This is a genomic window from Rhodococcus sp. 24CO, assembly GCF_050586165.1.
GTDB lineage: Bacteria > Actinomycetota > Actinomycetes > Mycobacteriales > Mycobacteriaceae > Rhodococcus_F.
The window spans coordinates 282,156-304,006 of record NZ_JAZFNF010000009.1 but is presented as its reverse complement, the minus strand read 5'-3'; the positions used below and the strand labels follow the sequence as shown (position 1 = coordinate 304,006).

Annotated in this window: 22 protein-coding genes and 2 tRNA genes; 9 read left to right on the top strand and 15 right to left on the bottom strand. The window is 61.7% G+C overall.

The window, feature by feature from the left end; genetic code table 11:
* Positions 1-91: 91 nt before the first annotated feature.
* Positions 92-283: a 50S ribosomal protein L28 gene (gene rpmB / locus V2B23_RS23790; RefSeq protein WP_003942669.1), complete on the top strand. Its 192-nt coding sequence runs from the start codon at positions 92-94 to the stop codon at positions 281-283.
* A 140-nt stretch (positions 284-423) separates the two neighbouring features.
* A complete protein-coding gene (locus V2B23_RS23785; RefSeq protein ID WP_430952551.1) occupies positions 424-1,218 on the top strand; it encodes an enoyl-CoA hydratase-related protein in 795 nt (264 codons plus the stop codon).
* A 25-nt stretch (positions 1,219-1,243) separates the two neighbouring features.
* Here the strand turns inward: V2B23_RS23785 and V2B23_RS23780 are convergent, their stop codons facing one another.
* The 3 genes from V2B23_RS23780 to V2B23_RS23770 are packed head-to-tail and all read right to left on the bottom strand — an operon-like array spanning position 1,244 to position 3,477.
* Positions 1,244-1,936: a uracil-DNA glycosylase gene (locus V2B23_RS23780; RefSeq protein WP_430952550.1), complete on the bottom strand. Its 693-nt coding sequence runs from the start codon at positions 1,934-1,936 to the stop codon at positions 1,244-1,246.
* A complete protein-coding gene (locus V2B23_RS23775; protein ID WP_045067171.1) occupies positions 1,936-2,457 on the bottom strand; it encodes a gamma carbonic anhydrase family protein in 522 nt (173 codons plus the stop codon). The genes V2B23_RS23780 and V2B23_RS23775 overlap by 1 nt, the downstream gene beginning before the upstream one ends.
* A gap of 9 nt (positions 2,458-2,466) precedes the next feature.
* On the bottom strand, positions 2,467-3,477 hold the full coding sequence (locus V2B23_RS23770) for a thiamine-phosphate kinase (protein ID WP_430952549.1): 1,011 nt from the start codon (positions 3,475-3,477) through the stop codon (positions 2,467-2,469).
* Positions 3,478-3,603: 126 nt separating this feature from the next.
* On the opposite strand from V2B23_RS23770, the gene V2B23_RS23765 reads away from it, so the two are divergent.
* Complete coding sequence (locus V2B23_RS23765; RefSeq protein ID WP_430952548.1) at positions 3,604-4,200, top strand: DUF3515 domain-containing protein; 597 nt, start codon at positions 3,604-3,606, stop codon at positions 4,198-4,200.
* A 55-nt stretch (positions 4,201-4,255) separates the two neighbouring features.
* On the opposite strand, the gene V2B23_RS23760 is transcribed toward V2B23_RS23765, so the two are convergent.
* The 3 genes from V2B23_RS23760 to V2B23_RS23750 are packed head-to-tail and all read right to left on the bottom strand — an operon-like array spanning position 4,256 to position 7,563.
* The gene (locus V2B23_RS23760) at positions 4,256-5,362 is read right to left on the bottom strand and encodes a D-alanine--D-alanine ligase family protein (RefSeq protein ID WP_430952547.1); all 1,107 of its coding nucleotides are present in this window, start codon (positions 5,360-5,362) and stop codon (positions 4,256-4,258) included.
* A gap of 54 nt (positions 5,363-5,416) precedes the next feature.
* A complete protein-coding gene (locus V2B23_RS23755) occupies positions 5,417-6,568 on the bottom strand; it encodes a cystathionine gamma-lyase (RefSeq protein ID WP_430952546.1) in 1,152 nt (383 codons plus the stop codon).
* Positions 6,565-7,563, bottom strand: a complete 999-nt coding sequence (locus V2B23_RS23750) for an NAD(P)H-dependent glycerol-3-phosphate dehydrogenase (protein WP_430952545.1) — start codon at positions 7,561-7,563, stop codon at positions 6,565-6,567. The genes V2B23_RS23755 and V2B23_RS23750 overlap by 4 nt, the downstream gene beginning before the upstream one ends.
* Before the next feature lie 169 nt (positions 7,564-7,732).
* Here V2B23_RS23750 and cofC point away from each other — a divergent pair, with 169 nt between their 5' ends.
* The 3 genes from cofC (at position 7,733) to V2B23_RS23735 (ending at position 11,699) form a co-directional block, all read left to right on the top strand.
* Complete coding sequence (cofC, locus tag V2B23_RS23745) at positions 7,733-8,437, top strand: 2-phospho-L-lactate guanylyltransferase (protein WP_430952544.1); 705 nt, start codon at positions 7,733-7,735, stop codon at positions 8,435-8,437.
* A 182-nt stretch (positions 8,438-8,619) separates the two neighbouring features.
* Positions 8,620-10,761 (top strand): RNA degradosome polyphosphate kinase, encoded by a 2,142-nt coding sequence (locus V2B23_RS23740; protein WP_430952613.1) that lies wholly within the window; start codon positions 8,620-8,622, stop codon positions 10,759-10,761.
* 11 nt (positions 10,762-10,772) lie between these two features.
* Positions 10,773-11,699 carry an NUDIX hydrolase gene (locus V2B23_RS23735; protein WP_430952543.1) on the top strand — a complete coding sequence of 309 codons (927 nt, stop codon included), beginning with the start codon at positions 10,773-10,775 and terminating at the stop codon, positions 11,697-11,699.
* A gap of 107 nt (positions 11,700-11,806) precedes the next feature.
* Here the strand turns inward: V2B23_RS23735 and V2B23_RS23730 are convergent, their stop codons facing one another.
* The 3 genes from V2B23_RS23730 to leuC all read right to left on the bottom strand — a co-directional run bounded on the left by V2B23_RS23730 (position 11,807) and on the right by leuC (position 14,579).
* A complete protein-coding gene (locus V2B23_RS23730) occupies positions 11,807-12,373 on the bottom strand; it encodes an HU family DNA-binding protein (RefSeq protein WP_430952542.1) in 567 nt (188 codons plus the stop codon).
* Between the two features lie 157 nt (positions 12,374-12,530).
* The gene (gene leuD, locus V2B23_RS23725) at positions 12,531-13,139 is read right to left on the bottom strand and encodes a 3-isopropylmalate dehydratase small subunit (protein ID WP_033236578.1); all 609 of its coding nucleotides are present in this window, start codon (positions 13,137-13,139) and stop codon (positions 12,531-12,533) included.
* 27 nt (positions 13,140-13,166) lie between these two features.
* The gene (gene leuC / locus V2B23_RS23720; protein ID WP_430952541.1) at positions 13,167-14,579 is read right to left on the bottom strand and encodes a 3-isopropylmalate dehydratase large subunit; all 1,413 of its coding nucleotides are present in this window, start codon (positions 14,577-14,579) and stop codon (positions 13,167-13,169) included.
* A 183-nt stretch (positions 14,580-14,762) separates the two neighbouring features.
* On the opposite strand from leuC, the gene V2B23_RS23715 reads away from it, so the two are divergent.
* The 3 genes from V2B23_RS23715 to V2B23_RS23705 all read left to right on the top strand — a co-directional run bounded on the left by V2B23_RS23715 (position 14,763) and on the right by V2B23_RS23705 (position 16,293).
* Positions 14,763-15,464: an IclR family transcriptional regulator gene (locus V2B23_RS23715; protein ID WP_430952540.1), complete on the top strand. Its 702-nt coding sequence runs from the start codon at positions 14,763-14,765 to the stop codon at positions 15,462-15,464.
* Between the two features lie 76 nt (positions 15,465-15,540).
* Positions 15,541-16,050, top strand: coding sequence for a pyridoxamine 5'-phosphate oxidase family protein (locus V2B23_RS23710; protein WP_033236581.1), 510 nt, complete (start codon positions 15,541-15,543; stop codon positions 16,048-16,050).
* Between the two features lie 30 nt (positions 16,051-16,080).
* The gene (locus V2B23_RS23705) at positions 16,081-16,293 is read left to right on the top strand and encodes a DUF5302 domain-containing protein (protein WP_033236582.1); all 213 of its coding nucleotides are present in this window, start codon (positions 16,081-16,083) and stop codon (positions 16,291-16,293) included.
* Between the two features lie 141 nt (positions 16,294-16,434).
* On the opposite strand, the gene V2B23_RS23700 is transcribed toward V2B23_RS23705, so the two are convergent.
* The 6 genes from V2B23_RS23700 to V2B23_RS23675 all read right to left on the bottom strand — a co-directional run bounded on the left by V2B23_RS23700 (position 16,435) and on the right by V2B23_RS23675 (position 21,802).
* A tRNA-Glu gene (locus V2B23_RS23700) sits at positions 16,435-16,507 on the bottom strand.
* A 121-nt stretch (positions 16,508-16,628) separates the two neighbouring features.
* A tRNA-Gln gene (locus V2B23_RS23695) sits at positions 16,629-16,700 on the bottom strand.
* Positions 16,701-16,853: 153 nt separating this feature from the next.
* Positions 16,854-18,329, bottom strand: coding sequence for a glutamate--tRNA ligase (gene gltX / locus V2B23_RS23690; RefSeq protein ID WP_430952539.1), 1,476 nt, complete (start codon positions 18,327-18,329; stop codon positions 16,854-16,856).
* A 92-nt stretch (positions 18,330-18,421) separates the two neighbouring features.
* Entirely contained in the window at positions 18,422-19,582 is a 1,161-nt protein-coding gene (locus V2B23_RS23685; RefSeq protein WP_430952538.1) for an alkane 1-monooxygenase, read from the bottom strand.
* A 348-nt stretch (positions 19,583-19,930) separates the two neighbouring features.
* Positions 19,931-20,704, bottom strand: a complete 774-nt coding sequence (locus V2B23_RS23680) for a fumarylacetoacetate hydrolase family protein (protein WP_430952537.1) — start codon at positions 20,702-20,704, stop codon at positions 19,931-19,933.
* A gap of 84 nt (positions 20,705-20,788) precedes the next feature.
* A complete protein-coding gene (locus V2B23_RS23675) occupies positions 20,789-21,802 on the bottom strand; it encodes a 3-isopropylmalate dehydrogenase (RefSeq protein WP_430952536.1) in 1,014 nt (337 codons plus the stop codon).
* Positions 21,803-21,851: the final 49 nt, after the last annotated feature.

Genomic DNA, 21,851 nt, shown 5'->3' with positions numbered 1-21,851 from the left:
ATCTACAGCGTATATTCGAATTGTCATTCTGGCCGTCCTACTGTGTAGGGTAACCACTTCAATATTCATTTCTAACAAGGAGTTCGCGACTATGGCTGCCGTCTGCGACGTATGCGCCAAGGGGCCCGGCTTCGGTAAGTCGGTCTCGCACTCGCACCGGCGTACCAATCGTCGCTGGAACCCGAACATTCAGTCTGTTCGTACCGAGGTTGCCCCGGGTAACACCCGTAAGGTCAACGTGTGCACCTCCTGCCTCAAGGCAGGCAAGGTCGCTCGGGGCTGATTGCCCGAGCACAACGATTGCAAGCTCTGCCCCCGACACTTCGGTGTCGGGGGCAGAGCTGTTTTTGTCGTGTCGTTTGTTGTGTCTTTGTCGGGTCCCTCCTGTGACGACCCGGGCACCTGACACGTAATGTGCGTGAGGTGACTTCCATCGATGACCTCAGCAAAGTAACGCTCGACGAGGGCGTACTCCGCATCACCATTTCCACCGCCGCCAACGGCACCTCGCTCGACGACGAAGGAATGGTCCAGGGTGCAGCAGCCTTGGAATCGTTCGGCGACGACATCGGCAGCATCCTCCTTGTCGGCGAAGGCCCCAACTTCTGCGCGGGCGGTAATGTCCGGGCCTTCTCGTCAGCGCCGGATCGCGGAGAATACGTCGCCGGAGTTGCCCGGAACCTCCACAACTTCGTGCGTGCGCTGGATGCGGCACCGGTTCCCGTGGTCGCGGGAATTCACGGTTGGGCAGCGGGCGCCGGAATGAGCCTGGTCTGCCTTGCCGACATCGCCATCGGCGGCACCAGCACCAAGCTTCGCCCGGCATACCCCTCCATCGGATACACGCCGGACGGTGGGATGTCCTGGTCACTCCCCCGCATCGTCGGTGCCGGACGTGCGCGCGAAATCCTTCTGAGCGATTCGATTCTCGGCGGCGACGAAGCCGTTCGCCTCGGTATCCTCACCCGTCTCGTCGGTGACGACGAAGTTCAGGAAGAGGCCGCCCGGCTCGCCCGTACGTTCGCGCACGGACCGAGTTCGTCCTACGCCGGTATCAAGGCACTGTTGCGCTCGTCACGGACCAACACTCTCTCCGAGCACCTCGACGCCGAAGCAGCGTCGATCACGGCTGCTGCCAACAGCCCCATCGGCCGGGAGGGCGTCGACGCGTTTGTCGAGAAGCGTCGCCCCGATTTTGTAGCTGCCAAGCAGGCTTGATTCGGCTCGCGTGACCGAACTGCTCTCACCAGAGTGGTTCGGTCACGCTCGCGGTTGATCCCAGATTCCAGTCGACCGGCGCGGCCCCCATCTCCGTCAGAAGTTGGTTAGCCCGACTGAACGGACGTGAACCGAAGAACCCACGCGACGCCGAAAGTGGTGACGGGTGCGCAGATTCGATGATGGGGGTATTGCCCAGCAGCGGGGTCAACGTCGCGGCGTCGCGGCCCCACAGAATGGCAACCATCGGGGCAGATCGAGCCACCAGAGCTCGAATTGCCTGTTCGGTCACAGGTTCCCAACCCTTTTTCCGATGTGACGCTGCTGCCCCTGGCGCTACGGTCAGCACCCGGTTGAGCAGCAACACACCTTGATTCGACCACGGTGTCAGATCCCCGTCATCGGGAATCGGCAGCCCCAGGTCCTGGTGATATTCCTTGTAGATGTTGACCAGGCTGCGGGGAACGGGCCGAACATCAGGGGCAACCGAAAAGCTCAGGCCCACCGCATGACCGGGGGTCGGATACGGATCCTGTCCGACGATAAGCACTTTGACGTCCTCGAACGGATTCGTGAACGCGCGCAGCACATTCTCGCGTGCGGGCAGAAACTCGCGCCCTGCTGCGGTCTCGTTGTCGAGGAACTTCTGCATCAGAGCGATCTGCTCGGAAACCGGTTCCAGCGCTGTGGCCCAGCCGGATTCGATGTGAGTATCCATCAGTCGAGCCTGCGCAGCGCGCCGCGATAGTGCGCGGCATTGGCGGAGTAGTTCGCGACATTCGCTTCGAGATGACCGAGCGGAACTTCGTAGCCTTCGCGAATCTTGGCGGGTACCCCCAAAGCCATGCTGCGCGGTGGCACTACGAATCCGCGCGCGATCACAGCGCCGGCTCCGACTATCGACCCCGCCCCGATCACCGAACCGTTGAGCACGATCGACCCGGACGCGATCAGGCACCCTTCCTCGATCGTGGACCCCTCGATGTGCGCGTTGTGGCCCACAACACATCCGGCGCCGATAATCGTGGGCTCGGTAACCGTGCAATGAATCACGGTGCCGTCCTGAATGTTCGATCCGACACCCACCGAGATTGTGCCGTAGTCACCACGCAGTACGGCCTGTGGCCAGATCGACGTTCCTGCAGCGAGGCTCACGTTGCCGATCACCACCGCGTCCGGGTGTACGTACGCGTCCGGATGAATATCCGGAACCTTGTCTCCTAGTGCATAAACAGCCATGAGGAGAACCTATACCGAGGTAGTGTCCGTGGCCGAAAAGCTGTGCCAGCCGCCGCCGGATTCACGCAGTTCGCCGTCCACCACAACTCCGGTGCCGGCAACGACCTCGCCGATTACGGTCCACCCCGACGGCAGGTCTTCACCGGCGGCAAAGGTCGCGGCAAAACCGTGATCCTCGCCACCGGAGAGAATCCACTCCAGCGGATCGAGTGTCAGAGCGGCTGCAGCTTTCGACACGTCTGCCGACGTCGGTACAGCACCCGAATCGATCCGGACCTGGACTCCTGACGCCGACGCGAGGTGGCGAAGATCAGCGACAACCCCGTCCGAGATGTCGGTCATGGAGTGAGCAGTATCAGCCGCGGCCCACGCGGACTCGTACGGCGGGACCGGAACACGATGGAGCGCGAGAAGGTCCGGGAACGAACGATCGCCGGCGAGAAGCAGCGCCAAACCTGCTGCCGAACAACCGAACAACCCGGCGACGGCAACACGGTCGCCCACCTGGGCACCGGCCCGAGTGACTGCCCGCCGTCCACCCAAATCTCCGAGTACCGTCACCGAGACGACAATGTCCTGAGACTGCACCAAATCCCCACCGACGATGCCCGCACCCAGATCCGTTGCGGCATCCCAGATTCCGGCGGAGATTTCGTCCATGACGTCGATCGGAGTCGACGGTGGGCAGCCCAATGACACCGTGAAGGCGCTCGGCCGCGCACCCATCGACACGATGTCGGCGGCATTCTGTGCCACCGCTTTGCGTCCGACGTCGCGCGGTGGCGACCAGTCGAGCCGAAAATGCCTTCCCTCGACCAGCATGTCCGAGGAAATGACAACCCTGCCATCGGGTGCGGTGACAATCGCTGCATCGTCACCGGGACCCAACTCCGTCGTCAGCGGTTGAATTCGACCGACAAGAGAGCGCGCAATCACGTCGAACTCCCCCACCTGAGCAACAGTGCGGGGCGATGAAGATGCCGGTTCGTGCGAGGTCGATCCTGATGACGAGATGAGCACTCCCTTTTTTCTCAGCGCAGATCGGACCAAAAGCGTCCTGCGGTACCGTCAAAGCAGTGGCAATTCTACCGATGCGCACGCGAGCCCCCGCAACAACCGAACCCGGAATCGAACGAAGAACTGAGCATGTCTGAGAACACGTCCCCCGAGACGAACGACCAGGACGACAACGACCTCGACGAAGTCGAGCGTCGAAGCCCGGCATTGATTGCCACCGCCATCGCGCTGCCGGTGGCCCTGATCGTCGGGTTGGTGATCGCCGCCGTGGTCGCAGGAAAGAACCCGACGCTCGAACCGGTGGCACTTGGCCCGGTTCCGGCACCCAACGCGGAGTCGGAGACCTGCGTCTCGCTACTTGGTGCACTTCCTGAGGACATCGGCGACTTCACCAAGGCCGAACTTGCCGAACCCGCACCCGCCGGCGCCGCTGCGTGGCAGCGCAGCGAGGGTGAACCGATCGTCCTGCGCTGCGGACTCGACCGCCCCGCCGAATTCGATCAGGCCGCGGCACTTCAGGTAGTCAACGGCGTGCAGTGGTTCCAGATCTCGGGTACCGACATCGGCTTGGCGGCCAGCACCTGGTTTGCCGTCGACCGCGGCGAGTACATCGGGATCACCGTTCCCGACGGCACCGGCCCCACTCCGATTCAGGAAATCTCGGACACCATCTCTGCGACAATCCCGCAGCAGCCACTCGACCCGGCGCCGATCCCGGTTCCCTGATGTGACGCGACGGGGCCGGGCAATCCCGGCCCCTGTCCTGCGGGCAACACGCGCGTCAGCGCAATCCGGTCCCGCGGGCCAGCGCCGTGTCGACCAACGTCGAAAGCAAAGTGCCGTAATCGATTCCGGTTGCTTTCCACATCTTCGGATACATCGAGATGGATGTGAATCCTGGCATGGTGTTGATCTCGTTGATCACCGGACCGTCTTCGGTGACAAAAAAGTCCACGCGTGAGAGCCCCTGGCAATCGAGTGCAGTGAAAGCGCGCACGGCCAACTCACGAATCTGATCGCTGACGCCCGCATCCAGATGTGCGGGGACGTCGAATTCGCAGACGTCGTCGAGGTACTTGGTGTCGAAGTCGTAGAACGCGTCCGAATCACCGTCGTCGGCGGGCATCCGGATCTCTGCGACCACGCTCGCCTTGATGTCACCGCTGGGGAATTCGAGCACACCGCATTCGACTTCCCGCCCGATAATCGCGCCCTCGATGATCACCTTCGGATCGTGCAGGCGAGCATGAGCAATCGCGCCGTCCAGGCCGTCCCACCCGGTGACTCGCGTGATACCGATCGACGATCCACCGCGAGCCGGCTTCACGAAGACCGGAAGCCCCAACTGCTCTTTCTGCTCGTCGCTCAGTGTCGCCGTTCCCGGGCGCAGGACAACCTGCATACCGATAGGCAACCCCTCGGCAGCAAGCAGTTTCTTGGTGAATTCCTTGTCCATACCGGCGGCACTCGCCAGCACGCCGGGACCGACGTAAGGAATTCCGGCCATTTCCAGGAGACCCTGGATGGTGCCGTCTTCCCCGTAGGCACCGTGCAGGACCGGAAATACGACGTCGACAGTTGCCAGGACGGAACCCACGTCTGTTCCGTCGAGCGCCAGCAGCGCACCGGAACGCGTCGGATCAGCAGTCAGTGTCAGCGCCGTCCCGTCTTTGTCGACGGTGGGCAACTCCCGACCGTTGATGGCCAGCGATTCCGGATCGGTGGAACCGAGAACCCAGGCCCCGTCGGCGGTGATGCCGATCGGCACGACGTCGTAGCGTTCCGGATCGAGGTGCGCGAGCACGCTCCCGGCGGATACGCACGACACGGAATGTTCATTGCTCCGGCCACCGAAGATCACGGCTACACGGGTACGGCTGTTATTCACGCGTCAAACCGTACCGTCGAATCGACTTCGGCACGCGCTCGGGCAGTGGATAAACTACCGACTGGACGTCAGTCCACCCAGGGCGCGCTCGACATCCGTCAACAAATCCGCGGTGTCCTCGATACCGCATGAGATCCGGACAAACCCTTCACTGACCTGATCTCCCCACCGAGCCCGCCGATCAGCGGTGGTGTGGATGCCACCGAAACTGGTCGCGGATGTGACAAGTTCGCTTGCCGCGACAAAGGAATGGAAAGCCGCTGCAGACTCCAATTCGATGCTCACCAGACCGCCGAACCTGTGCATCTGCTCCGACGCAACGGCGTACGACGGGTCCGTTCGCATCCCCGGGTAACGGACGGCCATGACGGCGGGATGGCCGGACACCATGTCGGCGAGCGCCTGGGCATTGTCACAGTGGCGGCCGAATCGCAGCCCCGCCGTCCCGAGACTGCGATGCGCAAGCCACGTTTCGAACGGACCGAGAACCGTCCCGGACAGCAGGCGCTCACGCTCGACCTTCGCGGCGATATCCGCGTCGGACGTGGCGATGTAGCCCATCAGAAGATCACTGTGCCCGCTCAGCGCTTTTGTTCCGCTGGCGACCACGACGTCCGCTCCCAATTCGAGGGGACGTTGACCGAGCGGAGTCGGGGTCGTGTTGTCCACCACCAGGATTGCTCCGACGCGATGGCACACCTGTGACAACGCCCGCAGATCGACGACGTCGAGCATCGGATTGGACGGTGTCTCGGCGACCACGACAACGCGTCCCGGCAACCCCGACAGCAACTCCGCGAAACTCGCGTCACCCATGCCCGTCGTCGACACCTCGCGAACGCCGATGCCCAGCAGAGCCAGGGCTTCCTCCGCGTAACGCCGCACCTGGTAATACCCGTCCGACGGAACGACGACGGTATCGCCGGCCTGAAGCAGGCTGCGCAATGTCACCGTGACTGCAGACATTCCTGACCCTGTGACAACGGTGTGATCCGCGCCTTCAAGCGTCCCGAGCGCCGCCTCGAGGCCACGCCACCCTGGGTTCGATGCCCGGGCATACGTGTCACTCTCGCTCCCCTCGTCCTCCGAAAGCTGGTACGGCGCAGCAAATACCGGCCCCAACTGCATGGGCTGACCAGGATTGTGCGGACTCCCGACGCTACTCACGCACCTGGTGGAATCGCCGTAGCCGTCTACTGACGTCATTCCGGCTTGGTCCGTCGGCCGAGTAGTTGGCCGATTGCCTCGCTGACCGCTATCCCTTCGTGGCAGACGCGGTGGACGGCGTCGGTCAACGGCATTTCGACGTCGTATCCGGCGGCGAGTGCGCGCACGGACGTGCACGATTTCACACCCTCGGCTACCTGACCGTTGGTGGCCTGCTGCGCCGATTCCATGGAGTCGCCGCGGCCGAGGCGCTCACCGAACGTCCGGTTTCGTGACAACTCCGATGTGCACGTGGCGACGAGATCGCCGACGCCGGCCAGCCCCGAGAACGTCGACGCCTGCCCGCCGAGTGCAACGCCCAGTCGGATCGTCTCGGCCAGGCCGCGAGTGATGATGCTGGCAACAGTGTTGTCGCCGAAACCGCTGCCTGCCGCCATGCCGCATGCCAACGCGATCACGTTCTTGCAGGCGCCGCCGATTTCACAGCCGATCACGTCGGAGTTGGTATAGGGCCTGAAATATCCTGTGGCACAAGCATCTTGAAGAGCCAGTGCCCGCGAGGAATCGGTGCAGGCGATGACCGTCGCGGCCGGCTGACGGGTTGCGATCTCACGCGCCAGATTGGGGCCGGACAGCACGGCGACACGGCTGGGTTCGACGCCGGTGACCGAGACGATCACTTGGCTCATCCGCATCAAGGTACCGGTTTCGATGCCCTTGGCCAGACTCAACAGAGTCGCATTCGGGCCTATCGAATCCTTCCACTGCTCGAGGTTTCCCCGCAACGACTGCGACGGCACCGCCAGAACGATGAAGTCTGCTCCGTCCATCGCTTCCTCGTGACGATCAGTCGCACGAATCGACTCGGGCAGAGCGATACCGGGTAGATAGTCACTGTTCTCGTGCGTCGCGTTGATCCGGTCGGCGACTTCCTTCCGGCGTGCCCACATCGTCACCTCGGTGCCGGCCTCGGCCATGACCTTCGCCAACGCCGTTCCCCATGAGCCTGCACCCAATACTGCTGCCTTACTCACACAGTCACCTCGTCTACCCTCGTGACGTTCGCCAGGACGCCGGTTGTGTTGCGACCCGGCAATGAAATCGCCTGCACAGACTATCGCCCGGACCGAACTCGGGTCGGCAGACGCCCCGGTGAGGCAGGCAGAGACAGACATGTCGGCAACCGACTGGCAAGATCGAAGGATGACCAGTGCGAGGCCGAGCGCAACCAGAGCGGAACGTCCGCGCCCGATGCATGCCATCGTCGCCGTGAAAGACCTCCGATCCGCGAAGTCCCGACTGGCCGCCGAACTCGACGTCGACGCCCGTGCCGACCTTGTTCTCGCGATGCTTCACGACACCCTGGCCACTGTTACCGGTGTACCTGCCATCGACGGCGTCACCGTGGTGACTCCGGATCCGACCGTCGCCGCGCTCGCGTACGCCGCGGGAGTGAACGTGTACGCCGATCCTGATTCGAGTAGGTCCACCGAGAATTCACTCAACTCCGCCCTCGACGCAGCGGCCACCCACATCCGCACCGAACATGGCACGGTGGATCTTGTTGTCATCCAAGCAGATCTTCCGTCGCTGCAACCAGGCGAACTGCTCGAGGCCCTCAGTGCCGCCCGCACCGGTGGTCGTTCCATCGTCGTCGATCACCACGGAACCGGGACCGCGGCACTGTTCTCCTGTGATCCCGATCTACCTCTCGATCCACGATTCGGCCCCGAATCCGCGCGTGGCCACACGGATTCCGGCGCCAGGCGACTCACCGGAGCGTGGCCGGGCCTTCGGACCGACGTCGACACCGCAACGGATCTCGACACCGCCCGCGCGCTCGGCGTCGGCCCGGCAACTCTCGCGTCGTTGACACGCTTCCATCGCGCCGCGTCCAACACGCATTGACCTTTTTCGATCATCAATTGTCGAAGCGCGCAATTGTGGGGGATGATCGACAGGTGAGCAACGGCGAAGCACTCGAGCACCGCAAGTCCGCAAACAACGCAGAGACGACCTCGCCAGAAATTGGCGACACCAACGCTGCAAAATCCGGTGACGGGCAGCAGCCTTCGACACCGCAGCCTTCGGTGCGACCACCTGTCAGTGGATCGCCCACGCACATACCGAGTGCGCCGCCGGCAGCCACGAAGGCAATTCCCGCGGTCCTTCTCGGTGGCTTACCCGAAGACCGTTACCTCAACCGTGAACTCAGTTGGCTCGACTTCAACGCCCGCGTTCTCGCATTGGCAGCCGACGAGTCACTCCCCCTCCTCGAGCGCGCAAAGTTCCTCGCTATCTTCGCGTCCAACCTCGACGAGTTCTTCATGGTTCGTGTTGCCGGACTCAAGCGTCGCGACGAAACCGGTCTGTCCGTCCGTTCTGCCGACGGACTCTCGCCGCGCGAACAGTTGGCTCTCATCGCGCAGCGGACACAGGAACTCGCCGACAAGCACGCACACGTCTTTCTCGATTCCGTTCGCCCTGCCCTAGCGGCAGAAGGAATCTCGATCGTTCGGTGGTCCGACCTCAGCGACGACGATCACGAACGCCTCTCCGTGCATTTCACCGAACAGGTGTTCCCCGTTCTGACTCCACTCGCCGTCGACCACGCGCACCCCTTCCCGTACATCAGCGGGCTAAGTCTCAACCTCGCAGTGACGGTGAAGGATTCCGTGACGGGCGGCGAGCACTTCGCCCGAGTGAAGGTTCCCGATAACGTCGGCCGCTTCGTTCGCGTCAAGAGCACCACCTCGTCGATCGACTCGTTCATTCCGTTGGAAGAGCTGATCTCGGCGCACCTCGACGTTCTGTTCCCCGGAATGGAAATCGTGGAGCACCATGCCTTCCGGATCACACGCAACGCCGACTTCGAGGTCGAGGAGGATCGCGACGAGGACCTCCTGCAGGCGCTGGAGCGCGAACTTGCCCGTCGCCGTTTCGGATCACCGGTCCGTCTCGAAGTTGCCGACGACATGACCGAACACATGCTCGACTTGTTGCTTCGTGAACTCGACGTCGACCCCGCCGACGTGATCGAGGTTTCCGGTCTGCTCGACTTGTCCTGCCTCTGGCAGGTTTACGCCGTCGACCGCCCGGCACTCAAGGACGCGCCTTTCGTTCCGGCGACGCACCCGGCGTTCGGTGAACGTGAAACACCCAAGAGCGTGTTCTCCACTCTGCGCGACGGCGACGTTCTCGTCCATCATCCGTACGACTCGTTCTCCACCAGTGTTCAGCGATTCATCGAGCAGGCTGCTGCCGACCCGCAGGTGCTTGCCATCAAGCAGACCCTCTACCGGACTTCCGGTGATTCACCGATCGTCAACGCGCTCATCGACGCCGCTGAAGCGGGCAAGCAAGTTGTCGCTCTCGTCGAGATCAAGGCTCGCTTCGACGAGCAGGCCAACATCAAGTGGGCTCGCAAACTCGAACAGGCCGGCGTGCATGTCGTCTACGGCCTGGTCGGACTCAAGACTCATTGCAAGACGTGCCTCGTGGTCCGGCGTGAAGGCTCGACCATCCGGAGGTACTGCCACATCGGTACCGGCAACTACAACCCCAAGACGGCAAGGTTGTACGAGGACGTCGGATTGTTCACAGCCGCACCGGAGGTCGGCGCCGACCTCACGGACCTCTTCAACTCGCTGACCGGCTACTCGCGTAAGACCGACTACCGCAACCTGCTGGTCGCGCCGTACGGTGTGCGCCGCGGAATCGTCGAACGTATCGAAGCCGAGATCGAACACAAGTTGGCCGGACGTGACGCTGCCATTCGCATGAAGGCGAATGCACTTGTCGACGAACAGGTTATCGACGCGCTGTACCGGGCATCCAAGGCCGGCGTGCCCGTGGAGATCGTGGTTCGCGGAATCTGCGCGCTCAAGCCCGGTGTACCCGGACTGAGCGACAACATCGAAGTACGTTCCATTCTCGGACGATTCCTCGAGCACTCACGCATGTTCCATTTCCGGGCCGCCGACGAATTCTGGATCGGCAGCGCAGACATGATGCACCGCAACCTCGATCGCCGAGTGGAGGTGATGGTTCAGGTAACGGATCCCAAGTTGGCGAAGCAGTTGGGCGACATCTTCGATTCCGCGCTCGACCCACGCACCCGATGCTGGGTACTCCATCCCGACGGAAGTTGGGTTGCCTCCCCCGAACACGGCGAGGATGTACGCGAGCATCAACACGCGTTGATGCGCAGTCGCACATCCAGCGGATCCTGACGGTCGCTGCCATGGCTGACAAACCTGTCAAAGCGAATATCTTTGCCGCCGGCGCAGTGTTATGGCGAAAGGCTCCCGATAATCCGGGGGCCGTCGAAATCGCCGTTGTTCATCGCCCTAAATACGACGACTGGTCTTTTCCCAAAGGAAAACTCGATCCGGGTGAAACCTTCCTGACGGCCGCTGTTCGTGAAGTTCAGGAAGAAACGTCGATCACCGGCCGCTTCGGACGTCACCTCGGTGGTGTCACCTATCCGGTTCCAGGGCACCGCAAACTCAAGCGCGTCGAGTATTGGGCCGCAGAAGCCGTCGACGGAGATTTCGGTCCGAACAGTGAAGTCGACGTTCTGCTCTGGCTTCCGATCGACGAAGTCCCGGACCATCTCTCGTATCCGATGGATCGGATGATCCTGCGCCGCTTCGTCTCCGTACCACCCGATACCCGTACGGTGCTGCTGGTCCGTCACGCAAAAGCGGGAAGTCGTAAGCGGTACAAGGGCGACGACACACTCCGCCCCCTCGAAGCGAAAGGCAAGGAACAGGCCGCGGCCTTGGCCTCGCAGTTGCGCATCTTCGGCGCGGACACCGTCTATTCCGCCGACCGAACTCGCTGCATCGAAACGGTGATGCCGCTAGCCGAGGCACTCGGAGTCGAGATCGAGATCGAACCTCTTCTGAGCGAAGAAGGTTACGCGGAAGATCCAGCGGCAGCCCGTGCCCGGGTACTCGAGATTGCCTCTGCAGGCGGCACACCGGTCATCTGCAGCCAAGGAGGCGTAATTCCGGATCTGATGGCGTGGTGGAGCGAATCAGCCGGTGTAACACTGCCCTCAGCGCGCAACCGCAAGGCCAGCACCTGGGTTCTCTCGCTCGTGGGCGACCGACTGATCGCGGCTGATCATCTCGACAGCCCGCTGCCGAAAGTCGCCAATTCGTAAAGAGTTCTGAAAACAAAGCAAGAGGCGTAGCCCGCGATCGTCATCGCAGCTACGCCTCTTGCTTTTAATGCTTGCTTTCCAGCGTCAGGCTTTTCGCCCGAGCGCGACTACTTGGAAGCGCGCTTGGCCGGAGCCTTCTTGGCCGGAGCCTTCTTGGCCGGAGCCTTCTTGGCGGGAGCCTTGGCGGCAACCGTCTTCTTGGCTGCAGTCTTGGCCGGAGCCTTCTTGGCGGGAGCCTTGGCGGCAACCGTCTTCTTGGCTGCAGTCTTGGCCGGAGCCTTCTTTGCCGCCGTCTTCTTGGCTGCTGCCTTCTTAGCTGCTGCCTTCTTGGCTGCTGCCTTGGTGGCCGGTGCTGCTACGCCGCGCTTGACTGCCGGGCCGCTGGCCGGAAGCTTCTGGCCGCCAGCGATAACCGCCTTGAACTGTGCGCCCGGACGGAAAGCCGGAACCGACGTCGGCTTGACCTTGACGGTCTCGCCCGTACGCGGGTTACGTGCGACACGTGCCGCACGACGACGCTGCTCGAAGACACCGAAGCCGGTGATGGTCACGCTCTCGCCACGGTGGACGGCGCGGACGATGGTGTCCACGACGTGCTCCACTGCATCGGTTGCTGTGCGCCTGTCCGAACCCAGCTTCTCAGTCAGAACATCGATGAGCTCTGCCTTGTTCATTGAAATTCCTCCGCAAATAATGGTCCACCGTAGGACCGACTGAGAACTACGGTAAACCTGATAACGGCAAGAGTCTATGTGCCACGCCAATTCTCATTCAACGTAGCCCCGAAATCGTGACCTATTTCTCTTCTTGCCCGCTATCCCCGATTTCCGTTCAGCCCTGGGAAATTTGGGCCGGGAGGGTAGTCGGTTTCCATGACGGCCTTGACTTTTCGAACTCCGAAATCGCCTCTACCTGGCGCAATGTCAGTCCGATGTCGTCGAGACCCTCGAGCAGACGCCACCTCGTGTAGTCGTCAATACTGAAGGGCACCACCGTTGTTCCGGCACTCACTGTCCGGTTCTCGAGGTCGACGGTCAATTCCAGTCCGGGCTGTTCTTCGAGCAACTTCCACAGCAGTTCGACGTCGCTCTGCTCCACCTGCGCGGCCAGCAGACCCGCTTTTCCGGCGTTGCCGCGGAAGATATCTGCGAAGCGCGACGCGATCACAACGCGAAAACCGAAGTCGGATAGCGCCCAAACGGCATGCTCTCGCGACGAGCCTGTTCCGAAATCCGGACCGGCGACCAGGACGCTGCCCTTGTCGTACGGCGCGTGGTTGAGGATGAAGTTCGGATCGGTGCGCCAGCCGGCGAACAATCCGTCCTCGAACCCGGTGCGCGTCACGCGTTTCAGGTAAACAGCCGGAATGATCTGGTCGGTGTCGACGTTCGAGCGTCGCAGCGGTACGCCGATTCCCTTGTGCGTGCTAAAGGATTCCATCAAAATTCTCCTCGAGTGTTAGGTATGTCAGACCAGATCGGACGGTGCCGACAACGTTCCACGGACGGCGGTGGCGGCAGCGACGAGCGGAGAAACCAGATGTGTCCGCCCGCCTTTTCCTTGACGGCCTTCGAAATTCCGGTTCGACGTCGAAGCCGAACGCTCGCCAGGCGCCAACTGATCCGGGTTCATACCCAGGCACATCGAGCAGCCGGCCTGGCGCCACTCTGCTCCTGCGGCAACAAAGATGTCGCCAAGGCCTTCACTTTCGGCCTGCGCGCGCACCCGCATCGAACCGGGAACGATCAGCATCCGAACACCTTCTGCGACATGGCGACCCTCGAGAACGCCGGCGACCTCACGCAGATCTTCGATACGACCGTTGGTGCACGAACCGACGAAGACGGTGTCGACCGAGACATCACGCAGCGGCATTCCGGCATCGAGACCCATGTAGGTAAGCGCCTTCTCGGCTGCCTGACGTTCGTTCTCTTCGACGATGTCTTCCGGATTCGGAACACGGTCACCGAGCGGCGCGCCCTGCCCCGGGTTGGTTCCCCACGTGACAAAGGGCGTCAGAGCACTGGCGTCGATGTGGACTTCGTTGTCGAATTCCGCTCCGTCGTCGGTCTTCAGCAGTTCCCAAGCAGCCACTGCTGCATCCCAGTCCGCGCCGGTCGGAGCGTGCGGACGTCCCTTGATGAATTCGTACGTGATCTCGTCCGGGGCGATCATGCCGGCACGGGCACCGGCTTCGATCGACATGTTGCAGATGGTCATACGTGCTTCCATCGACAGTTTCCGGATCGCCTCGCCGCGGTACTCGAGGACATATCCTTGGCCACCGCCGGTGCCGATCTTGGCGATGACAGCAAGAATCAGATCCTTACTCGTGACGCCAGGCGGCAATTCACCGTCGACGGTGATCGCCATCGTTTTGAAGGGGCGCAACGACAATGTCTGCGTTGCCATCACATGCTCGACCTCGCTGGTGCCGATTCCCATTGCGAGAGCGCCGAAAGCGCCGTGCGTCGAGGTGTGCGAGTCGCCGCACACGACGGTGGTTCCCGGCTGAGTCAGTCCGAGCTGTGGGCCGACGACGTGCACGATGCCCTGATCCAGATCGCCCATGCGGTGCAAGCGAACTCCGAACTCTTCACAATTTCGGCGCAGGGTGTCGACCTGTGTCTTTGAGACGGGATCGGCGATCGGCTTGTCGATGTCGATGGTCGGGACGTTGTGATCCTCGGTGGCGATCGTCAGATCGGGACGGCGCAACTTCCGTCCGGCCAACCGCAATCCGTCGAATGCCTGCGGGCTTGTCACTTCGTGGACGAGGTGAAGATCGATGTAGATCAGGTCGGGATTCTGTCCCTCGCCTTTCACTACAACGTGGTCGTCCCACACCTTCTCGGCGAGAGTGCGTGCTTTCTGTGCCATGTCTTCCACCTCTGTACGTAGCCTCGCGTCGACGAACTACGGGCTGGCCCGCCGCGCGTGAAATGTAAGTCCGACAGCCCAACAGTTCTCATGTTGGAAATCAAACTCTCGGAAAGTGGATGCTGCTGACCTGTCGAAGATCATGCGCTACTATCCCACTATGCGAGAACCTGGTATCGACCTATGAGACAGCATAGCGGCATCGGCGTGCTGGACAAAGCAATGGGCGTGCTTCATGCAGTAGCCGAGGAACCGTGCAGCCTCTCCGAACTCTGTGCGCGCACAGGCCTGCCCAGGGCCACCGCACACCGTCTTGCCGTCGGCCTCGAGGTCCATCGACTTCTCGCCCGCGACTCCGACGGCCTGTGGTGCCCCGGCCCCGGCCTCGCCGAATTGGCTGCCACTGCCAATGATCCTCTGATCGCCGCGGCGGGGCTCATCCTCCCCCGCTTGCGTGAGATCACCGGCGAGAGCGTGCAGCTGTACCGACGCGAAGGCACGGCACGCGTCTGCGTCGCATCGATGGAACCACCAACCGGCCTGCGCGACACCGTCCTGGTCGGCGCGCGCCTGCCCATGAACGCCGGCTCGGGCGCCAAGGTCCTTCTCGCATGGGCAGATCCGCAGACTCAGCGCGCGGTTCTCGCCGATGCGACGTTCGGCGAACGCGTCCTTCTCGAAGTTCGCCGACGGGGCTGGGCCCAGAGTGCGGCCGAGCGCGAACCCGGAGTTGCCAGTGTGGCGGCGCCGGTACGGGACAGCGCCGGCACTGTTGTGGCGGCGATTTCGGTGTCCGGACCGATCGACCGGATGGGTAGGCGCCCAGGCGCACGGTGGGCAGCCGACCTTCTCGCGGCAGCAGAAGCGCTGCACAAGCGCCTGTAATCGGACACGTAATCATGTAATCCGTGCCACAGTAAGAACTTCAGGAGTACCCGCAGCCGAGGAGATCACTGCCGTCATGACCGGAAAACAACGCAGCCAGATCACGATGACCGAGTCCGAAATCTCGGACTTCGTCGAAAAGAGCCGTACTGCAACGATGGCCACGCTGAGCGGCGACGGCATGCCCCACCTCATCGCGATGTGGTTTGCGATCGTGGACGGCGAGATCTGGTTCGAGACCAAGGCCAAATCCCAGAAGGCTGTGAACCTACGACGCGACTCGCGGATGTCGGTCCTGATCGAGGACGGTCTCACCTACGACACTCTCCGTGGTGTCTCGATGGAGGGCGTCGGAGAGATAGTCGACGACCCCGACGCATTGTTCGCGGTCGGAATCAGCGTGTGGGAGCGGTACACCGGGCCGTACTCCGACGATCTCCGCCCTGCGGTCGACGCCATGCTCCACAAACGCGTCGCGGTACGCTTCATTCCCGAGCGCACACGGTCCTGGGACCACCGCAAACTCGGAATGCCGGCGATGCCGTTGTCTGGGTCTACAGCTCCCGCTCCTGAAGGCGTAGCTTGACCACAGGCCCAAAATCCAAGGAGCACACAGATGAGCGAGCAGGACAGCACCAATCCGGAATCCGAAACGACGTCTGAATCGGAAACACCGGCGGAGGCCAACAAGCGCAAGTTCCGCGAAGCACTCGAGCGCAAGAACCACAGCAACGCCACTGCCGCCGATCATCGCGACGGTCAGTCGAAGGTCCACAGCACTCATGGTTCCGCTGATCACAAACGCGAATTCCGTCGCAAGAGCGGATAGGCAAGCGGCCTTCCCGAAGGTGAGATGACAATCACCCCAGTCGATTTCGACTGGGGTGATTGTTTTGGTTCACCGCGCGTCACTGATCCAACGCATAAGAAAAAGACCCTCCGATCAGATGATCGGAGGGTCTTTCTTTTGTAGCCCCGACGGGATTCGAACCCGCGCTACCGCCTTGAGAGGGCGGCGTCCTAGGCCGCTAGACGACGGGGCCAGGACACGCTTTATGCATGTTCTATTCTTTGCACTTCAAGAACTTCCCTTTCAGGCTGTTCTCTGGAAGCTCAGCAAGCTTAGCTTGTCTGAGTCCGGCTGCAAAATCGACCGGATTTTCGCTGGGGTACCAGGACTCGAACCTAGAATGGCGGTACCAGAAACCGCTGTGTTGCCAATTACACCATACCCCAAAGGTCTTGCTTGGCCTTGCTCGCTCCGCTTCGCTGTAATGCTTGGCGGCTCGTCTCCGGCCGAAAAGAAGATTACCAGTACCCCCGCCCCAAATACCAAATCGTATGGTCACGGGACGTTTTTGCTTCATTTCCGGCCGGAGACAACCCTATTTAGGCGGTTACTGCCGCCCTACCGGCACGCAACCGGGCAAGAGAAACGTCGCGACCGAGCAATTCCATCGACTCGTACAGCGGAGGGCTGATGTGAGAGCCCGTGATCGCCACCCGCACCGGAGCGAAGGCCTTACGCGGCTTGAGCTCCAGATCCTCGATGAGGGCCTTCTTGAGGGCTTCCTCGATACCTGCCGACGTCCACTCCGAGACAGCGTCGAGCGCAGCAAGTGACGCGTCCAGAACCGGACCCGCATCTTCCTTCAGGTTCTTGGCCGCAGCAGCCGGATCGAGAGCAAACGACGCCTCGTCGACAAACAGGAACTTCAGCAGATCCCACGCGTCGGACAGAACGACGATGCGGGTCTGCACGAGGTCCGCCGCAACTGTGAACGTCGCTTCGTCGACGTCGGCACCGATGTGGCCGTGCTCGATCAGGAACGACTTCAGGCGGGCCGCGAAGTCAGCCGGCTCGAGCAAACGAATGTGCTCGGCGTTGATCGCGTCGGCCTTCTTCTGGTCGAACCGCGCCGGATTGGAATTGACCTTGGAGATGTCGAACGCCGCGACCATCTCGTCGAGCGAGAACACGTCGTGGTCGTCCGCGATGCTCCAGCCGAGTAGCGCCAAGTAGTTCAACAGTCCCTCGGGGATGAACCCGCGGTCACGGTGAATGAACAGGTTGGACTCGGGGTCACGCTTGGAAAGCTTCTTGTTGCCCTGGCCCATCACGAAGGGAAGGTGACCGAAGGACGGCGTGAAGTCCGCAACGCCGATCCGGATCATCGCCTCGTACAGAGCCAGCTGCCTCGGAGTGGACGAGAGGAGGTCTTCGCCACGCAGGACGTGTGTGATCTTCATCAACGCATCGTCGACAGGATTGACCAAGGTGTAGAGCGGAATGCCGTTGCCGCGCGTCAACGCGAAGTCCGGCACCGTCCCGGCCTTGAACGTGGTTTCGCCGCGAACGAGGTCGTTCCACGTCAGGTCGTGATCAGGCATCCGAAGGCGAACTACCGGCTTACGTCCGTCTGCGATGTACGCCGCACGCTGCTCGTCGGTGAGATCCCGATCGAAATTGTCGTAGCCGAGCTTGGGATCGCGTCCGGCTGCCTTGTGCCGGGCTTCCACCTCGTCGTTGGTCGAGTACGACTCGTAGGCCTCGCCCGCCGCAAGCAACTTTGCGACGACGTCGAGATGCAGATCACGACGCTCGGACTGGCGGTACGGCGCATGCGGCCCACCGACCTCCGGGCCCTCGTCCCACGTCAGACCCAGCCAGCGCAGGGCGTCGAGGATCGCCTGATAAGACTCTTCGCTGTCCCGTTGAGCATCGGTGTCTTCGATGCGGAACACGAAGGTTCCACCGTGATGTCGTGCGAATGCCCAGTTGAACAGGGCGGTGCGCACCAAACCCACGTGCGGGGTTCCGGTGGGTGACGGACAGAAACGGACGCGTACTTCGCTGTTGGTCATGGCTCACTTGGCTCGGCGATGATGGATGGTCGTATTACAGATTAGTCCCGCCGACTCTTCGTTTTCCCTGAAAGTGGTGAGCGCGCCAACCGTCAGCGCCCGGGGAGCACGTTTATGCGGCTCATATCGCCGTCGTAATACGCAAGAAGTCGCTTGTCCATGATCGAGCGCCACAACGGCGGGAACCACGCGCAGACGATCATGACCGCGTATCCCGCAGGCAACTGCGGTGCGTCGGCGGCGCTGCGAAGGCTCTGGTAGCGCAAACGGGGATTGGCGTGATGATCACTGTGACGCTGCAATTGATAAAGGAACAAATTGCTCACGACATGGTCGCTGTTCCAACTGTCCTCCGGCGAGCAGCGAACGTATGTACCGTCGGCACGCTTGGCGCGAAGCAAACCGTAATGCTCGAGGTAGTTCGCCGTTTCGAGGAAGGTGAATCCGGCAATTGCCTGCACAGCGAGCCACGGTGCGATCTCCCAGCCGAATACCGCGATGAGCGAGCCGAACAACACCACACTCATCGCCCATCCATTGAGGATGTTGTTCTTGTAACTCCAGGTGCTCACTCCCGCACGTTCGAGGCGAGCGCGCTCGATCTGCCACCCGGAGCGCAGCCCCCCGATAACGCTCCGCGGCAAGAAGAACCAGAAGTTCTCGCGGTACCGCGAACTTGCGGGATCTTCGGGTGTTGCCACTCGCACGTGATGACCGTGATTGTGTTCGACAAAAAAGTGGCCGTAGAAAGACTGCGCCAGTGCGATTTTGGCCAACCACTTTTCGAGCTTCTCACTCTTGTGGCCCATTTCGTGCGCCGCGTTGATACCAACGCCGGCAACTACTCCGACGGTCATCGCGAGCGCGAACTTCTCCCCCGACGCCATCGGCGAGTTCACCCAGCACCAGCACGCAAACACTAGGCCGATGTATTGCAACGGCAGAAACAGGTACGTGCACCAGCGGTAGTAACGATCAGCCTGCAACTCCGGAATCTTCTCGTCCGGCGGGCTGTTCCCGTCCTCACCGGCAAGCAGATCGACAAGCGGAATCACAATGACGATCAGCCAGGCCCCAACAGCCCAGAACAGACCCAGCGTCAGCTTCTCCACCAGGAACCACGCCGCAAACGGGCTGAGCGGCACCAGCAGGCCCAACGGCCACAGATATCGCTTCTTGTCGCGCCACTGCGGCGCTGCGGACTCACTCGCCCCGATCGACCGAGTGCGCCGGTACGCAGTAAAGGCGCCCATGTGCCACAGCCTCCAATTTCCGAAATCTCTTTAATACCTCACTGGCATCACACCAGTTATCGTCAAGAATACGGATGAACGTTACATTAGCAAACCTGGGGTTATCATCTGTCCGATTTGTCTATTTAGTTAGATTAGTACCATTTTTTGCGATAAATCTGCAGGTAAAAGTGCAGAGTCAAGCTTGCCTCATCGCGCGTAAACGACTCTGCATCGACGCAATTGTGACGATAACTACCTCATAACTATTTTGCTCGACTGCCACGAGGGACCATACAGTTATCAAACCGACAAGAGACAGAAAAAGGGCCTCACCCGTACGGATGAGGCCCCGGCCAAACATGGTGGTTAGCGTTTTGCGATCACCGGGTTGGTGAGCGTGCCGATTCCGGACACCGTCACCGAGACGGAATCCCCGGCAACGATCGGGCCGACGCCGGCCGGGGTGCCCGTGAGAATGACGTCACCCGGGAGCAGAGTCATGACAGCCGAAATCCACTCGATGATCTTCGGAATGTCGTGCAGAAGGAAAGCAGTGCTGCTGTCCTGCTTGACCGCACCGTTGACCTCGGTCTTGATGTCGACGTCCGACGGATCGAGAGCCGTTTCGATCCACGGGCCGAGCGGGCAGAACGTGTCATGGCCCTTTGCTCGGGTCCACTGACCGTCATGGCGCTGGTGATCGCGCGCAGACACGTCATTGGCAACGGTGTATCCGAGAACAACGCTCAGGGCCTTGGCGGCCGGAACGTCCTTGCACGGCTGCCCGATGACGATTGCAAGTTCACCCTCGAAATGCACTTCGGTTGAACTGGGCGGCAACACGATCGGCGCACCAGGTCCGACGATGGAGGTGTTGGGCTTGAGGAAGATCACCGGATCTGCCGGCGCCTCGCCGCCCATCTCGGCAATATGATCCGCGTAGTTCTTGCCGATGCAGATCACCTTGCTGGCAAGGATCGGCGCCAACAGACGCACATCGGCTAGTGGCCAACTACGGCCGGTAAAGGTGGGATTCCCGAAGGGGTGCTCGGCAATTTCCTTGGCGACGAGGGCATCCTCTTCACCTTCGATACTGACAAACGCAACACCATCGGGACTGGCAATTCGACCAAGACGCATGTTGGCAAGTCTATCGGGGTGCCGGAAACGACTGACGCGCGCAAGCCGTAAGGCCTACGCGCGTCAGAGTCCGTGCTGTCGTAATTACAGCGCAGCGGTAATCCGGTCGCCGATCTCGGTGGTGGAGATCGGGCCGTCGCCGCGTGTAGCCAGGTCAGCAGCGACCACGGCCTCGACGCAAGCGGCGTCGTCGTCGCGGCCGAGATGACGAAGAAGCAGTGCGGCCGAGAGGATCGCGGCGGTCGGGTCTGCGATTCCCTTGCCGGCGATGTCCGGGGCGCTGCCGTGAACGGGCTCGAACATCGACGGGTTGGTGCCGGACGCATCGATGTTTCCGCTTGCAGCCAAACCGATTCCGCCGGTCACCGCGCCGGCCAGGTCGGTGATGATGTCACCGAACAGGTTGTCCGTCACGATGACGTCGAAGCGCGAGGGGTCGGTCACCATGTAGATGGTGGCAGCGTCGATGTGGCAATACGCCGTCTCGACATCCGGGAACTCCGCTCCGACGGTCTCGATCGCACGCGTCCAGATCGCTCCCGCATTGGAAAGAACGTTGGTCTTGTGGATCAGCGTGAGGTGCTTGGAACGCGTCTGCGCCAACGCAAATGCGTAACGAACAACACGCTCTGCGCCGAACCAGGTGTTGATCGACACCTCGGTCGCGATCTCGTGATCGGTGCCGACGCGGATGGCTCCACCGTTACCGGTGTACGGGCCCTCGGTGCCTTCACGAACCACGACGAAGTCGATCTCGGGCTGCGCCGCGAGCGGCGACGTGGCACCCGGGTACAGCTGCGCCGGACGGAGATTGACGTGATGATCGAGCTGGAAACGCATGTTCAGCAGCAAACCGCGCTCGAGGATGCCCGGCGCAACGATCCGCGGATCGCCGATGGCGCCCAACAAGATTGCGTCGTGCTGACGGATCTGATCCAGCTCGTCTGCAGGCAGCAGTTCACCGGTGGCGTTGTAGCGACGGGCACCGAGATCGTATTCGGTGGTTTCCAGATCGGGGACCAACTTGCCGAGCACCTTGAGTGCTTCAGCTGTGACCTCGACACCGATTCCGTCACCGGGAATGACCGCAAGCTTCATTGAATCCTCATTCGGTAGAACTGTGCGCCTTTGTCAACCGCGGACGGTT